This is a genomic window from Gordonia sp. LMA484, assembly GCF_058129505.1.
Genome location: NZ_CM176700.1, coordinates 1,154,725 through 1,167,968, shown reverse-complemented (window position 1 = coordinate 1,167,968; position 13,244 = coordinate 1,154,725). Strand labels below are relative to the sequence as shown.

At 66.4% G+C, this 13,244-nt stretch carries 12 protein-coding genes and 1 riboswitch; of the genes, 7 read left to right on the top strand and 5 right to left on the bottom strand.

The window, feature by feature from the left end; translation table 11 throughout:
• Positions 1-103 precede the first annotated feature (103 nt).
• On the bottom strand, positions 104-1,126 hold the full coding sequence (locus AC4AMJ_RS04860; RefSeq protein ID WP_489917402.1) for a LacI family DNA-binding transcriptional regulator: 1,023 nt from the start codon (positions 1,124-1,126) through the stop codon (positions 104-106).
• 148 nt (positions 1,127-1,274) lie between these two features.
• Here AC4AMJ_RS04860 and AC4AMJ_RS04855 point away from each other — a divergent pair, with 148 nt between their 5' ends.
• From AC4AMJ_RS04855 to AC4AMJ_RS04825, 7 genes are all read left to right on the top strand, one after another.
• The gene (locus AC4AMJ_RS04855; RefSeq protein WP_489917401.1) at positions 1,275-2,480 is read left to right on the top strand and encodes a phytanoyl-CoA dioxygenase family protein; all 1,206 of its coding nucleotides are present in this window, start codon (positions 1,275-1,277) and stop codon (positions 2,478-2,480) included.
• A 17-nt stretch (positions 2,481-2,497) separates the two neighbouring features.
• Entirely contained in the window at positions 2,498-3,277 is a 780-nt protein-coding gene (locus AC4AMJ_RS04850; protein WP_489918374.1) for an SDR family oxidoreductase, read from the top strand.
• Positions 3,277-4,323, top strand: coding sequence for a Gfo/Idh/MocA family protein (locus AC4AMJ_RS04845; RefSeq protein ID WP_489917400.1), 1,047 nt, complete (start codon positions 3,277-3,279; stop codon positions 4,321-4,323). The genes AC4AMJ_RS04850 and AC4AMJ_RS04845 overlap by 1 nt, the downstream gene beginning before the upstream one ends.
• A 69-nt stretch (positions 4,324-4,392) precedes the next feature.
• Positions 4,393-5,283, top strand: a complete 891-nt coding sequence (locus AC4AMJ_RS04840; RefSeq protein ID WP_489896699.1) for a sugar phosphate isomerase/epimerase family protein — start codon at positions 4,393-4,395, stop codon at positions 5,281-5,283.
• Positions 5,280-6,278, top strand: a complete 999-nt coding sequence (locus AC4AMJ_RS04835) for a Gfo/Idh/MocA family protein (protein WP_489917399.1) — start codon at positions 5,280-5,282, stop codon at positions 6,276-6,278. The genes AC4AMJ_RS04840 and AC4AMJ_RS04835 overlap by 4 nt, the downstream gene beginning before the upstream one ends.
• A 36-nt stretch (positions 6,279-6,314) precedes the next feature.
• Positions 6,315-7,283, top strand: coding sequence for a sugar phosphate isomerase/epimerase family protein (locus AC4AMJ_RS04830; protein WP_489917398.1), 969 nt, complete (start codon positions 6,315-6,317; stop codon positions 7,281-7,283).
• Between the two features lie 61 nt (positions 7,284-7,344).
• Positions 7,345-7,423: riboswitch (ZMP/ZTP riboswitch) on the top strand.
• 26 nt (positions 7,424-7,449) lie between these two features.
• Entirely contained in the window at positions 7,450-8,832 is a 1,383-nt protein-coding gene (locus AC4AMJ_RS04825) for an NAD(P)/FAD-dependent oxidoreductase (protein WP_489917397.1), read from the top strand.
• A 100-nt stretch (positions 8,833-8,932) separates the two neighbouring features.
• On the opposite strand, the gene AC4AMJ_RS04820 is transcribed toward AC4AMJ_RS04825, so the two are convergent.
• From AC4AMJ_RS04820 to AC4AMJ_RS04805, 4 genes are all read right to left on the bottom strand, one after another.
• Positions 8,933-10,090, bottom strand: a complete 1,158-nt coding sequence (locus tag AC4AMJ_RS04820) for a LacI family DNA-binding transcriptional regulator (RefSeq protein WP_489917396.1) — start codon at positions 10,088-10,090, stop codon at positions 8,933-8,935.
• Positions 10,091-10,215: 125 nt separating this feature from the next.
• Positions 10,216-11,028 carry an ATP-binding cassette domain-containing protein gene (locus tag AC4AMJ_RS04815; protein WP_489896704.1) on the bottom strand — a complete coding sequence of 271 codons (813 nt, stop codon included), beginning with the start codon at positions 11,026-11,028 and terminating at the stop codon, positions 10,216-10,218.
• Between the two features lie 8 nt (positions 11,029-11,036).
• Positions 11,037-12,095 (bottom strand): ABC transporter permease, encoded by a 1,059-nt coding sequence (locus AC4AMJ_RS04810; RefSeq protein WP_489896705.1) that lies wholly within the window; start codon positions 12,093-12,095, stop codon positions 11,037-11,039.
• Positions 12,096-12,120: 25 nt separating this feature from the next.
• On the bottom strand, positions 12,121-13,137 hold the full coding sequence (locus AC4AMJ_RS04805) for a substrate-binding domain-containing protein (RefSeq protein WP_489896706.1): 1,017 nt from the start codon (positions 13,135-13,137) through the stop codon (positions 12,121-12,123).
• Between the last annotated feature and the right edge of the window lie 107 nt (positions 13,138-13,244).

The window sequence follows — 13,244 nt, the reverse complement described above, 5'->3', positions numbered from 1 at the left end:
ACCTCTTCTCCCCGGAGCGATCTTGGCCGCCTCACTCTAGTGGTGTGTCACAAGCGGCGCCGCGACACCGCGGCCGATCGCGAACCCCACACCTCGGAGCGGTTCACACGTCCGGCAGGTTGTACGGCGTGATGATGTGAATCCCGGACACCCGCGGACGTTGATCTCCCGGCAGCGCCCCGTGGAACCCCATCACTGTCTGTGCGACCTGCCGCATGTCGGCTCGGAGGTCGTGGTGCAGCACCGCGGTCAGATGTCCGCTGCGCAGCAGGTCGCGGTTGGCATCACCGAGATCGTGGCCGACGAACACCTCACACGTGCGGTCGGCCGCGGCGAACGCCGCGACGATTCCGGTGTTCCCCCCACCGATCGAATAGACCGCCGCGATGCCGGGGTGATCCGCCAGTGCGCGGCCGGCGAGGGTTCGACTGGTGGCGTCGAGACCGTCGGATCCCGACACCTCGATGATCCGACGTCGCGGGTCCGCGCTGCGCATCACCGCACGGAAACCCATCTCGCGTTCCTCTTCGCCGCGGAACATCTCGCTGCTCGTCATCACCAGCACATCGGCGGACACGTGTCTCAACCACTGGCACATGAGGTAGGCGGCGGTGGCGCCGGCGGCGCGGTTGTCCATGCCCACATAGGCGATGCGGGTACTCATCGGCACATCGGTGACCAGCGTTATCACCGGGATGCGCGCCGCCGTGAGCCGCCCGATCGCGGCCGCGATCTCGGGGCTGTCGGGGGCCTTGAGCACCACGGCGTGACTGCCGTGACGGCAGATCGTATCGAGTTCGGCCACCAGTTCGTCGACGTCCCACGTCTCGCGCAGGTGGTAGCGGGCCCGCATCACCGCGGGGCGCAGACCCGGCATCTCCTGCTCCAACGCATCACGCACCAGATCCGAGAACCGTCGCGGGGTCTCCATGACCAGGTCGATGAGGAAACGTCGCCCGGACAGCCGCAACTGCGTCCGCTGGCGGTCGAGGTCGGCGATGGCCTGCTCGACCTGCCGAACCGTGCCCTCACGGACGCCGGGCCGGCCGTGCAGCACTCGGTCGACCGTGGCCTCACTGACGCCGGCCTGCCGTGCGATCTCGCGAACAGGATATCGATGTGGCACAGACCACCCCTGATGGATTCTTGATGGAAATCTGCTCTTGTTCGGACAATAAGATCTTGTCATTCTGGTGGACGTGATCACGGCGGAATCGCCGAGGGCCCGATCTCGACCCACGAAACGACATTGATCCCGAGAGGAGCGCACGCACATGACCCTGCGCAGCGCCGTCCCGACCGCCGCGATTCCCTCCCGGAGCGCGATTTCTCGCGCCGATCGGATCACCGAGAGCGAATGCAACCTCGACGATTTCGTCGCTGCGACCCGACGCAGCACCGACCTCGCCGACTATCCGCACGCCCAGAGCACCGAACACGGCGTCCTCTTCTACGACGCGGCGGCCGTGACGTCGCTGACCGGCGACGCCCGTGAGACCCTCGCCGACGAACTGGCCGACGCGCTGCTCAACGGGCCCGGCATCGTCGTCTTCGCCGGAGCCTTCGACGACCGCCACGGACTCAGCGAGTCCACCAGGTTGTTCAGTCGGATCATCGAGGATCAGCGTGCCGCCGGTACCGCCAACGGGGATCATTTCGCCAAGCCCGGCGCCAACGATCGCATCTGGAACGCCCTGCAGAAGTTCGCCGAGGCCGATCCGGATCTGTTCACCCGCTACTACTCCAACGACGTGCTCGCCCTGATCAGCCAGGCCTGGCTCGGCCCCTGGTATCAGGTGACCTCGGCCATCAACGTCGTCAATCCCGGCGGCGAGGCACAGAACCCGCACCGTGACTACCACCTCGGGTTCATGACCACCGACACCGCAGCGCGGTTCCGGGCGCACATCCATCGCCTGTCGCCGATGCTCACCCTGCAGGGTGCCGTCGCGCATGTGGACATGCCGATCGAATCCGGCCCCACGATGTATCTGCCCTTCTCGCAGACCTACGAGCCGGGCTACCTGGCGTTCAACCTGCCCGAGTTCCGGGAGTACTTCGCGAACAACTACGTGCAGTTGCCACTGTCGGCCGGCGACGCGGTGTTCTTCAATCCCGCGCTGTTCCACGCCGCGGGCCACAACACCTCGGCCGGCATCAAGCGCATGGCCAACCTGCTGCAGGTCTCCTCGGCATTCGGCCGCGCAATGGATGCGGTCGACCGGTCGGCCATCACGCGCAACATCTATCCGGCGCTGCGTCGACTCGCCGCCGACGGCGACGCGCGCGGCGTCGCCAACGTCATCGCGGCCGCCGCCGAAGGCTATGCCTTCCCGAGCAACCTGGACCTCGACCAGCCGATCAGCGGCCTGACCGGGGAATCGCAGGCCGAGTTGCTGGCCCGCGCGATCACCGACGACTTCGACACGGCCCGCTTGGACGCCGAACTGTCCGCACTCGACGCACGGCACATCCCGTGACCGACAACCGACACGAGATGTTCGGGCAGGCATTGGCCGACAAGGTCGTACTGGTCAGCGGTGGGACCCAGGGCCTGGGTGCGGCGATCGTGCGCGCCGCGGCCGACGCCGGCGCCCGGGTCGCGTTCAGCGGACGCAACACCGAGAAGGGCAAACGCCTGGCCGCGGAGTTCGACGTTCGTCAACCGGTCGTGTTCATCGAGGCCGACCTGTCCGACCCGACAGCCGCGGCCAACACGGTGGCCACGACCGTGACCGAGTTCGGCCGGATCGACTGCCTCGTCAACTCGGCCGGGACCACCTCTCGCGGTTCACTTCTCGACACCACACCGGACCTGTTCGACAGCCATGTCGCGATCAACCTACGGGCCCCGTTCTTCACCATGCAGGCCGCGGTGAAAGACATGATCGGGCGCAAGGCATCGGGCAGCATCGTCAACATCATCACGATGTCGTCGTACGGTGGACAGCCCTATCTCGCGCCCTACTCGGCGACGAAGGCCGGCCTTGTCGGTCTGACGAAGAACGCGGCGCACGCCCACCGGTGGGATCGAGTCCGGATCAACGGACTCAACATCGGCTGGAGCGAGACCGACGGTGAGGCCGATGTGCAGAAGCGCTTCCACGGCGCCGATGACACCTGGGTCGAGCAGGCCAATGCCTCGCTGCCGATGGGCAAACTCGGTCAGCCCGACGAGATCGCCGATTTCGTCGTGTTCCTGCTGTCGGATCGCAGCGGGGTGGTCACCGGATCGGTGATCGACTGGGATCAGATCGTGATGGGAGGATTCGACTGATGGGACTGACGATCGGGGTCATCGGACTCGGACGGATCGGCGCATTCCACGCCGACACGCTCGCCGCCCTGCCGATGGTCGACGAGCTCGTGGTCACCGACGCCGTCGCCGCAGCGGTCGATGCGACCACCGCACGGCTGACGTCGGCCCGCGCGGTGACCGATGCCGACGCGTTGCTCGGCGCCGGGGTCGACGGCGTGGTCATCGCCAGTGCCACACCCACGCACGCCGAGCTCATCGAGAAGGCCGTCGCCGCAGGGATTCCCACATTGTGTGAAAAGCCGATCGCATTGTCGGTGGCCGACTCCGCCGAGGTCGTCCGGCGCGTCGGCGACTCCGGCGTGCCGGTTCAGATCGGCTACAACCGGCGCTTCGATCCGGCGATGGCCGCGGCGCGCGCCGCCGTCGCCTCCGGTGACCTCGGCTTCATCACCACGGTCCGGTCCACCACACTCGACCCGGCGCCCCCGCCATCGAGCTACATCGCCGCGTCAGGCGGGATCTTCCGGGATTGTGCCGTACACGACTTCGACACGGTCCGTTGGCTTCTCGGTGACGACGTGGTCGAGGTATACGCGACCGGCGGCACTCAGGGTGATCCGATCTTCGCCGACCTCGGTGACGTCGACACCGCATCGATCCTGCTGACCTTCGCATCGGGCACCATCGGTGTGGTGTCGGTGACACGCTACAACGGCCGTGGATACGATTGTCGGCTGGAAGTGCACGGCAGCGCCGACTCAGTCGTCGCCGGCTGGGACGACGGCACCCCGGTCCGAAATCTCGCGCCCGACTGCGACTTTCCGGACGGCAATCGGCACAGCTTCTTCATGGACCGGTTCGCCGATGCATATCGAGCCGAGCTCTCCGCCTTCTGTACAGCGGTGGCCGGCGGAACCGAGGCGACGGAGTCGATCTCGACTCCCTGCACAGTGCACGATGCACTGGAGGTCGCGCTGATCGCCGAGGCGGCCACCCGGTCGGTCGCCACCCACCAGCCCGTGCGCATCGAAGCCATCCGTGCCGAACTCGTTCACACACAGTGATTTCTCCACCAGCGACGTCCACCCGGGTCGTCCGCGACGACCCCCACATCGACAGTGAGGACCACCACCATGACCACCAGTGACCTGCGTATCGCCGCGGCCCCGATCTCCTGGGGCGTGTGCGAAGTCCCGGGATGGGGATATCAGCTCAGCCCCGAGCGCGTGCTGAGCGAGATGCGCGAACTCGGCATCACCGCCGCCGAAACCGGACCCGAGGGGTTTCTGCCCACCTCGCCGGCCGAACTCCGCGACACCCTGGACTCCTACGATCTGCGCTGCGTCGGCTCGTTCGTCCCGGTTGTGCTGCACGAGGCCGATCATGACCCGGCCCCCGCCGTCACCGAGGTCCTCGACCGGCTCGAGACATCGGGCGGCGATGTACTCGTGCTCGCAGCCGCGACGGGTGTCGACGGCTACGACGACCGGCCCGATCTGTCCGAGGACCAGTGGTCGACGCTGCTGGCCAACCTCGACCGACTGGGTGCGCTGGCCGAGCGGCGCGGGGTCGTCGCGGCGCTGCATCCGCATGTCGGCACCATGATCGAAAAGCGCGACGAGGTCTACCGCGTGTTGGAGAACTCGACGATCGGTCTGTGTCTCGACACCGGACACCTGCTGATCGGTGGCACCGACCCCCTCGAGGTCACCGAGGCGTTCACCGACCGGATCACCCACGCACACCTCAAGGACGTGAAACTGGAACTCGCCCAGCAGGTCCAGCGTGGTGAGATCACCTACACCGAGGCCGTGGCCCAGGGCATGTACGTTCCGCTCGGTGCGGGTGAGGCCCGGATCCGGCGCGTCGTGGCGACTCTGGTCGACGCCGGCTTCGACGGCTGGTATGTGCTCGAGCAGGACACGATCCTGGCTGACGAGGCGGACGGTGATGCGGCCGCGGGCAATGTCGCCGTCTCGATGTCGTTCCTGCGCAAGGCCGCCGAGCGACCGGTTCGAGTATGAGCGCCGAAGCGCAGCCGTTGCGGATCGGTATCCTGGGTGCGTCACGCATCGCCGAGTCGGCGATCGTCGGTCCCGCACAGGCACTCGGCCACCGTCTTGTGGCGGTCGCGGCGCGCGACCGCGGCCGAGCCGCGGCGTTCGCCGACAAATACGGCGTCGAACGGGTCCTCGACTCCTACGACGACGTGATCGCCGATCCCGAGGTCGACATCGTCTACAACCCGCTGGCGAACGCGTTGCACGGTCCGTGGAACCTCGCCGCGGTCCGCGCCGGCAAACCCGTGCTGTCCGAGAAACCGTTCGCACGCAACGAGGTCGAGGCGCGCGAAGTGGCCGACGCGGCTCGCACGGCCGGGGTGCCGATCCTCGAGGGCTTCCACTATCTGTTCCACCCCCTGATGGCCCGCACCATCGAACTGCTCGACGCCGGCACGATCGGTGCGGTGCGCAATGTCGAGGTGGTGATGGCGATGCCCTCACCAGGTGACGACGACCCGCGGTGGTCCTACGAGCTCGCGGGCGGCGCGCTGATGGATCTCGGCTGCTACTCCCTGCACGTCTCGCGCCTGCTCGGCCGGTGGTGCGGTGGCGCACCGGAGATCTCGGGTGGGCGTGCGGTGTCACGCGGCCCACAGATCGATGAATCCGCCGTCCTCGACATGCGGTATCCCAATGGCGCCAACGGAACCCAGGCCGTGTCGATGGTCGCCGGTGAGTATGTGTTCAGTCTGCGGATCGTCGGCGAGGACGGGAGTCTGTATCTGCACGACTATCTCGGACCCAACCGAGACGACCGGCTCACCGTCGTGGCAGCGAAACAGGGCACGGTCGCCGTCGAGCGACTCGGCACCCGGTCGACATACACCTATCAGCTCGAGGCGTTCGCCGCGGCGGTGCAGAACGGGGGCTCACTGCCCATCGGCCTCGATGACGCGGTCGAGAACATGCGGTACCTCGACAACGCCTATCGCGCCATCGGCCTCGAGCCGCGCTGAGGCCCCACCTCACGCCCCTTCGGAACGGAACCCATCATGCGCATCGGACTGATCACTGACTCGGTCAATCACCTGTCCTTCGAGGACGCCCTCGACGTCGCGGTTGAACACAACCTGTCCTCGGTCGAAATCGCGACCGGGAATTGGTCGGAGGCACCGCACGCCGACCTCGACTCGCTCGCGTCATCCGCGCAGGCAAGGCGCGTGTTCTCCGACGCGATCACCTCGCGAGGGCTGGAGTTGAGTGCACTGACCGCCAACGGCAATCAGCTCCATCCGACCACCGGCAAACAGCACGACCAGGTGGTTCACGACACGATCGTGCTCGCCGGTGAACTCGGCGTACCGACGGTCGTCCTGATGTCCGGACTCCCCGGCGGCGCGCCCGGCGACAGCACGGCCAACTGGGTGACCACGGCGTGGCCGCCCGAAAACCTGGACATCCTGACCTACCAGTGGGAGCAGGTGGCCATTCCTTACTGGCGTGAACTCGCCGAGTTCGCCCGCACGCACGGAGTCCGACTCGCGATCGAGGCCTGCGGAAGCCAACTGGTACACAACGTGTCCGGCCTCCGGCGCCTCATCGACGCTGCTGGCCCGGATGTCGTCGGAGCCAACCTTGATCCATCGCACCTGATATGGATGGGCGCCGACATCCCGACTGTCATACAGGCTTTGGGCAGTTCGATCTTCCACGTTCATGCAAAGGACATCCGCGTCAACCGATGGGCTGCCGGTCCCGATGGGCTGCTCGACACCGTCCCGATCACCAAGCCACGTGAGCGTGCCTGGAACTACGTCACGTTGGGACTCGGACATCCCGACGGTGAGGCATTCTGGGCAGACTTCGTCTACCACCTTCGCTCCGTCGGCTACGACGGCACGCTCAACATCGAGCACGAAGACGCGCTCGTCAATTCGCTGGAGGGGGTCCGCCGCGCGGCGGACCTGCTGGCCAAGGTCGTGCTGCGCGCGGCACCGGATTGGTCGCCCGCCGATCTCTGAGCTGAGACCTTGATCCCTGGCAGGCAGCCGAGTCGCGCCCGTGCCGGGGGCTTGGGTAGCATGGTCAACGCGACTGGCGTAGCCGGGATCGACCGGCATGGAGCGAATTGAGTCAGACATCGACCGCCTGGGTGTCTGCGACGGTGAACGCTGGAGGCAGTCGCAGATGAATTCCGATTCGACCATCACCACCACCGACCCGCGTCATCGCGTGGTCATCATCGGTTCGGGCTTCGGTGGCCTCACCGCAGCCCGGCAACTGGCCAAGGCCGACGTCGACGTGACGGTGATCGCCCGCACCACGCACCACCTGTTCCAGCCCCTGCTCTACCAGGTGGCGACCGGGGTGATCTCGGAAGGTCAGATCGCCCCTCCCCTGCGCGTCATCTTGCGTAAACAGGACAACGTGCGGGTGGTCCTGGGCGATGTCGAGCACATAGACGTGCGCAACCGCACCGTCACTTCTCGTCTGCTGCAACGGACCACGCTGACCGGCTACGACAGCATCATCGTCGCGGCCGGTGCCGACCAGTCGTACTTCGGCAACAACCGGTTCGCCGAGTTCGCGCCCGGTCTCAAGACGATCGACGACGCGCTGGAACTGCGCGGCCGCATCCTCGGCGCCTTCGAACAGGCCGAGTTGTCGATCGATCCGACCGAGCGCGAACGGCTCCTCACCTTCGTGGTGATCGGTGCCGGCGCGACCGGCGTCGAGATGGCCGGGCAGATCGCAGAGATGGCCACCAAGACCCTCAAAGGCGCCTTCCGCAACATCGATCCGACCGATGCCAAGGTCATCCTGCTGGACGCGGCACCGGTGGTCCTCCCGCCCTACGGCGGCAAACTCAGCGACCGTGCAACCGCACGGCTGGCGCGCAGCGGTGTCGACATCCAGATGGGTGCGATGGTCGTCGACATGGACTATCACGGCCTGGTGGTCAAGGACGCCGACGGCACCCGGCGCCGCATCGAGAGCCAGTGCAAGGTGTGGTCGGCCGGTGTCGCGGCGAGCCCACTGGGACGCCAGCTGGCCGAGCAGACAGGCGTGGAACTCGACCGCGCCGGCCGCGTGAAGGTGCGCGACGACCTGACGTTGCCCGATCACCCGGAGGTCTTCGTCGTGGGCGACATGGCGGCGGTCAATGGTGTGCCCGGCATGGCGCAGGGCGCGATCCAGGGGGCCAAGTACGCGGCAGCGGCCATCAAGGACGGCCTCAAAGGCCGGGTGCCGGACGCGCGCAAGCCGTTCTCCTACTGGGACAAGGGTTCGATGGCGACCATCGCCCGCTTCAGCGCGGTGGCCAAGATCCCGATCCCGGGCACCTCACGCAGCATCGAACTGGCCGGGTTCGTCGCCTGGATCGGGTGGCTCGTCCTGCATCTGGTCTACCTCGTTGGCTTCCGCAACCGCTTCACCACCCTCGTTGACTGGCTGTTCGCGTTCACCAGCCGCAGCCGCACTCAGCTCGCGATCACCGAGCAGCAGGTCTTCGCGCGCAACGCCATCGAGGCACTCGAGGAGCGCAACCGACTCGACGAGGCCGCCTGACCAGACTGTCTGACCAGGCTTCCGGGTGGTTCTTCCCCCGGGTGTTGTTTCGCCCCCCAACTGCCGCCGCAGGACGAAACGATAGCCGGGGGAAGAACTTTCAGGCGACCACCGAGGCGCACCGCACGGTCTTGCCCGCCTCACGGGCCTTGGTGGCCCACACCTCGCGAGCATCGGCGGGCAGGGCGACGAAGATGGCGTCGATGTCGGGGTCGTCGATGAGGTCCTCGTAGATCCCGTAGCTGACCATGATGCCGAGCCGGTCGGCGATCTCCCAGGCGACCGCGGTGGATGCGCTCGCGACGACTTCGATGGCACCGGAAACGGTTCCGGGCGTGCCCAGTTCACGGACCAACGCGTCATCACAGGTGTCGGCGAGCAGGCCCCACCGAATCGGGGCGCCGGCGGTTGCCGGATCGCCGCCCGCGGGCGGGGCCGAGGTCCCGCGCACCATCAGTTCGGGTTCCAGAGCAACGGCGCCGTAGAAACCGACGCCACCGGTGTTGGCGACCCGGCCGGAATCGCCCGTCAGCGATGCCACTGCGTCGACGGCGGCGCGGGCGAGTCCGACGACGTCCTGCCGGATGGTCGTGAGGTTCACATGCCCGAGCACTGCGTGGGGCCCGTCGTCGTAGCCGACGACCGACATGTCCTCGGGAACTCGTATCCCGTTGTGCCGCATGACATCGATGAATCCGACGGCCATCCGGTCGTTGGCCAGGAACGTCGCGGTCGGCAGGTTTCCCTCGGCGAGGAGTCGCTCGGCGGCCAGCGCACCGGCCTCCTCGGTGTAGTCGCCCACGAGGGTCCGGCATTCGTCGCGGTGGCCGGCCGCGGTCATCGCACCCAGATATCCGCGCAGGCGTTCGGCGGCACACGGGTGGTCACCACCCTCGACGTGAACGATAGAGCTGTGGCCGAGGTCGATCAGGTACTGCACCGCCAGGTGGGCACCACGCCATTCGTCGGTCCCGATGGTGACCGCGGTGAGGTCTGGGATGCGCTCACCGATCACCACGATCGGGACGTCGACTCCGATGCGGTCGCCGTGTTCGGCCCCGACCACGATGACGACCGCGCACCCCTGCCCGGCGAGATCGGTGACCGCACGCTCCCGCGTCCGGTTGGCGGTGTGCAGTCCCAGCGCCAAGCGGTACCCGGCACGCTCGGCCGCCCCGTACAACTCATCGACCAGAGTGGCCTCGAAGGCGCTCGACGCCCCGAAAACCACGCCCACCAGGCGTCCTTGGTCAGCCATTCCCCCGCCCTTTCCTCAGCGAAGAAAACGTATCCCGCGCGGTCATCGTCACGCCGGGAATTGGAAAACCCGCTCGGCTCCGTGCGGAGCCGAGCGGGTCGTCTGTCACCGGCCTTGCCCGGCTGTCAGCGCCGCAGCTCGTGCGACAGTGTGTCGAGCTCGTCGCCGCCGGCCATCTGCTGGGTGAGTTCGTCGAGGGTGATCTCGTCGTAGGTGCAGTCCAGCTTCTGGCGTCCACGGTTGAGGAGCACGAAGTGATCACCCACCATGTGCGCGTGATGGGGGTTGTGCGTGATGAACACGACGCCGAATCCCTGATCCCGGGCAGCCGAGATGTAGCGCAGGACGGTGCCGGACTGTTTCACGCCGAGCGCCGCGGTGGGCTCGTCGAGGATCAGCACCCGCGCACCGAAGTAGATGGCGCGCGAGATCGCCACACACTGGCGCTGACCTCCCGAGAGGGAACCGATCGGCGCGTCCACATCGGGCAGGTCGATGCCCATCTTGAACAGCTCTTCCTTGGTGGTGGCCCGCATCGCCTGGATGTCCAGGGTCCGGAACGGCCCCTTGCGGAGTTCCTGGCCGAGGAAGAAGTTGCGCCACACCGGCATCAGGCCGACCACGGCGAGATCCTGGTAGACCGTCGCGATCCCGGCCTCGAGCGCGTGCTTGGGCGACTCGAACTTCGTCTCCTCGCCGTCGACCAGCAACTCGCCGTCGGTCTGCTGATGCAAACCGGCCATGATCTTGATCAGGGTGGACTTGCCTGCACCGTTGTCGCCGAGCACACAGGTCACCTCGCCCGCCTTCACCCGCAGACTGATGTCTTTGAGGGCGATGATGGCGCCGTAGGACTTGCCGACGTTGCGCAGTTCGATCAGTGGCACCTTGCCACCGCTGGACTCGGATTCGGGTTTGGTCTCGATTGCTGAACTCATCTCTGCTCTCACCTCTTCGCCGCGTAGTTGCGGAATGCGTTGTTGGCCACGACTGCGAACAGCAGCATCACGCCCATGAAGAACTTGAACCAGTCGGGATTCCAGCCGGCGTAGACGATGCCCTGGTTGACCATGCCGAAGATGAACGCGCCGATGGCCGCACCGATCGCCGTGCCGTAACCGCCGGTGAGCAGACACCCACCGACGACGGCGGCGATGATGTAGAAGAACTCGTTGCCCACACCCTGGCCGGACTGCACGGTGTCGAAGGCGAACAACAGGTGCATGCCGACGAACCAGGCGCAGAAGCCGACGAACATGAACATGCCGATCTTGACCGCGGTGACCGGCACACCGACCGCGCGCGCCGAGTCCTGGTTACCGCCGACGGCAAAGATCCAGTTGCCGATCCGGGTGCGCATCAACACCCAGGTGGCGGCGAGGGTGAACAGAATCCACCAGACCACGGTGATCCGCACCGACACCCCGAACACGTCGAAGGACGAGGCGAACACCTTCTGGGCCGAGTCGAAGCCCTGCATGTCCGAGATCGACGGCGTCGCAACCTGACCGGTGACGAGCTTGGTGACCGCGAGGTTGATACCGGTGATCATCAGGAACGTCGACAGGGTGATCAAGAACGACGGGATCCTGGTCTTCATCACCAGGAAGCCGTTGAAGAATCCGACGCACAGAGCGAGGATCAGCGCGAGGAACGCTCCGACCCAGACGTTGAGGTGCAGATTGTAGGCCAGCATCGACGCCGCCAGCGACGAGAACGTCACTGCGACACCGGTGGAGAGGTCGAACTCGCCGCCGATCATCAGCACGGCGACGCCGCAAGCCATGATGCCGATGGTCGAGCTCGCATACAGAATCGTGGCCAATGCCTCCGGTGTCCGGAAGGGCGCGGCGACGATGCAGAAGAAAATGAAGATCGCGATCGCGCCGAACAGGGCGCCGATCTCCGGGCGCAACAGCAGCCGTTGGAACGGCTTCTGACGTCTCACTCGTTCATCGGTGACGACCTTGTGCGTGGACAGGTCGAGATCTTGCTGTGTACTCATCGGGGTTCCCTTCGTGAGCCCGCGGTCAGCGGGTTCCGCCCTTGGCGTACTCGGCGACGGCGTCGATGTTGGACTGGTCGATGAACGCCGGTCCGGTCAACACGGCCTGGCCACCGCCGATGGTGTTGGCGTTGGTGAGGTTGAGCCACAGCGAGTCGATCGCTTCATAGCCCTGGACGTACGGCTGCTGGTCGATCGCCCACTTGACGTCGCCCTTCTGGATCAGGTCGACCAACGCCGCGTTGGTGTCGAAGGTGACGACCTCGGCCTGCGAACCGGCGTTGCCCTTGGACTTCACCGCGGTCTGCGCGATCGGCGCGCCGAGGGTGACGACCGTGTCGATCGACGGGTCCTGCTGCAGCTTGGCCGTCATGGTCGCCTCGACCGAGGGCATGTCCTTGCTGTTGACGTTGAGGATCTCGAAGCCGCCACCGGTGAATCCCTGCTTCACACCGGCACACCGCGACTCCAGGGCGACCTGGCCCTGCTCCTGGATGACGCAGAGAACCTTCTTGCGGCCCTCCTGGGTCAGCCGCTCGCCCGCGGTCTTGCCGGCCAGGGTCTCGTCCTGCCCGAAATACTGCTGGACGCCCATCGCCTTCCAGTCATCGAATCCGGAGTTGAACGCCACCACCGGGATACCCGCGTCGATCGCCCGCTTGACCGCCGGGGCCATGGCATCGGGCTTGGCCAGTGTCAGCGCGATGCCGTCGACCTTGCTGTCGATCGCCGTCTGGACGAGGTTCGCCTGATTCGGTGCCTCGGGATCGGAGGAGTACTGGAGCTTGATGTTGTCCTTCTTGGCGGCCATCTCGGCGCCCTTGCGGATCAGGTCCCAGAACGAGTCACCCGGCACCTCGTGGGTGATCATCGCGATGGTCTTGGTGGGGGTACCCGCGTTGCCTGCGCCGCCCCCGCCGTCGCCGTTGTCGTCGGGGGCGCCGCCGGTGCTGGAACATCCGGCGATGATCAGTGCGGCGGACGACAGGGCCGCGGCGATTCCGATCAGCCGACGCGACCGGCGACGTTGCGTGGAATGCATCGTTGACTCTTCCTCTCGGTATGCAGAGTGTTCGAGGGAACACCCTCCTGTCGTAGATGTAATACCCGTCACACCCGCCCTGTCAAGACTTTGTAAGGACATTCGGT

What these genes read in the sequence shown, in the direction of transcription:
- AC4AMJ_RS04855 (WP_489917401.1), top strand. Translation starts at nt 1,275, where the DNA reads ATGACCCTGCGCAGCGCCGTCCCGACCGCCGCGATTCCCTCCCGGAGC.
- AC4AMJ_RS04850 (WP_489918374.1), top strand. Translation starts at nt 2,498, where the DNA reads ATGTTCGGGCAGGCATTGGCCGACAAGGTCGTACTGGTCAGCGGTGGG.
- AC4AMJ_RS04845 (WP_489917400.1), top strand. Translation starts at nt 3,277, where the DNA reads ATGGGACTGACGATCGGGGTCATCGGACTCGGACGGATCGGCGCATTC.
- AC4AMJ_RS04840 (WP_489896699.1), top strand. Translation starts at nt 4,393, where the DNA reads ATGACCACCAGTGACCTGCGTATCGCCGCGGCCCCGATCTCCTGGGGC.
- AC4AMJ_RS04835 (WP_489917399.1), top strand. Translation starts at nt 5,280, where the DNA reads ATGAGCGCCGAAGCGCAGCCGTTGCGGATCGGTATCCTGGGTGCGTCA.
- AC4AMJ_RS04830 (WP_489917398.1), top strand. Translation starts at nt 6,315, where the DNA reads ATGCGCATCGGACTGATCACTGACTCGGTCAATCACCTGTCCTTCGAG.
- AC4AMJ_RS04825 (WP_489917397.1), top strand. Translation starts at nt 7,450, where the DNA reads ATGAATTCCGATTCGACCATCACCACCACCGACCCGCGTCATCGCGTG.
- AC4AMJ_RS04820 (WP_489917396.1), bottom strand. Translation starts at nt 10,090, where the DNA reads ATGGCTGACCAAGGACGCCTGGTGGGCGTGGTTTTCGGGGCGTCGAGC.
- AC4AMJ_RS04815 (WP_489896704.1), bottom strand. Translation starts at nt 11,028, where the DNA reads ATGAGTTCAGCAATCGAGACCAAACCCGAATCCGAGTCCAGCGGTGGC.
- AC4AMJ_RS04810 (WP_489896705.1), bottom strand. Translation starts at nt 12,095, where the DNA reads ATGAGTACACAGCAAGATCTCGACCTGTCCACGCACAAGGTCGTCACC.
- AC4AMJ_RS04805 (WP_489896706.1), bottom strand. Translation starts at nt 13,137, where the DNA reads ATGCATTCCACGCAACGTCGCCGGTCGCGTCGGCTGATCGGAATCGCC.